This window comes from Streptomyces sp. A0958 (assembly GCF_004795035.1).
GTDB lineage: Bacteria > Actinomycetota > Actinomycetes > Streptomycetales > Streptomycetaceae > Streptomyces.
Map to the genome: position 1 here is coordinate 1 of NZ_SSBK01000102.1, position 1,233 is coordinate 1,233.

2 protein-coding genes are annotated in these 1,233 nt (G+C 68.5%); both read right to left on the reverse strand.

Annotation, left to right across the window (positions count from 1 at the left end):
* Positions 1-856, reverse strand: an 856-nt coding sequence (locus E6P78_RS32515; RefSeq protein ID WP_346765639.1) for an IS3 family transposase, incomplete at its 3' end; no start/stop codon positions are given.
* Positions 853-1,164, reverse strand: coding sequence for a transposase (locus tag E6P78_RS32520; protein WP_168712767.1), 312 nt, complete (start codon positions 1,162-1,164; stop codon positions 853-855). The genes E6P78_RS32515 and E6P78_RS32520, both read right to left, overlap by 4 nt.
* Positions 1,165-1,233 lie beyond the last annotated feature (69 nt).

Consider the following 1,233-nt stretch of genomic DNA (forward strand, 5'->3'; position numbering starts at 1 on the left):
CGTAGTGCTTCTCCTCGTACTCGATCGGGCTGAGGTAGCCGAGGCGTTTCTGGATGCGGCGGGGGTTGTAGAAGCCGTCGATGTACTCGAAGAGCGCGAGGTTCGCTTCGGCCCTGGTGGCGAAGACGCGGCCGCGGATGCACTCGGTCTTGATGACCATCCACAGGTTCTCGGCGAGGGCGTTGTCGTACGAGTCGCCGACCGAGCCCATGGACGCCTGGATTCCGGCCCTGACCAGGCGTGTTGTGAGCTTCACGGATGTGTATTGACAGCCGTGATCGGCGTGGTGGACGAGCTCGCCGGGGACGGGATCGCGGCTGGCCAGGGCGTATTCCAGCGAGGTGAGGACCAGGTCCGCGTCCGCGCGGGCGGAGGTCTCCCAGGCCACCACCCGGCGGGAGAACGCGTCGCGGATCGCGGACAGCCACAACGGCCCCTCCCCGGTGGGGATCATGGTCAGGTCGGTGACCCACAGCCGGTTCGGGCCGGTCGCGGTGAAGTCGCGTTGCACCAGGTCAGGGGCCAGATCGGCGTCCGGGTCACGGCGCGTGAAGCTCTTGCCCCGGCGAGGGCTGATCCCGGCCAGGCCGGCCTGACGCATGAGCCGCTCGACGCGCTTGCGGCCGACGTGGACGCCCTCGCGCCTGAGGACGGCGTGCACGCGGGGTGAGCCGTAGATCCCGCCGGACTCGTCGTGGACCTGCCGGATCCTGCTGGTCAGCTGGGCGTCCCGGCGGCTCCGTTCGCACGGCTCGGTCTCCGCCCGGCGCCAGCGGTAGTAGGTGGAGGAGGGGATGTGCAGTTCCCGGAGTACGGGCTCGACACCGAGGTCACCGCGTTCGTCGAGGAACGTCAGTACCTTCGCCGGGTCGTGTCGAGTTCCTGGGCGAAAAAAGCCGAAGCGGCCTTGAGGATCTCGTTGGCCCGCTTGAGCTGGGCATTCTCCTTGCGCAGAGCGGCCAGCTCCTCCTTCTCGGCGGTGGTGAGCAGGTCGTCGCGTTCGCCGGCGTCGGCCTCGGCCTGCCGGATCCAGCCACGCAGGGCCTCCGGGTGCACGCCGAGTTCCTCGGCCATGCGGCGGATCACGGGCTTCGGCTCGGCGGTCCGGTACATCCGGACCGCACGCTCACGCAACTCCAGCGGGTACTTTCTCGGGGCAGGCATCGTCTGGGCTCCTCTCATGACACCCATCTGACCCGCTGTCAGCATCTTTCGCATCTCGGGGGAACCTCA

Coding starts and splice junctions, on each gene's coding strand:
- E6P78_RS32520 (WP_168712767.1), bottom strand. CDS start 1,164: ATGCCTGCCCCGAGAAAGTACCCGCTGGAGTTGCGTGAGCGTGCGGTC.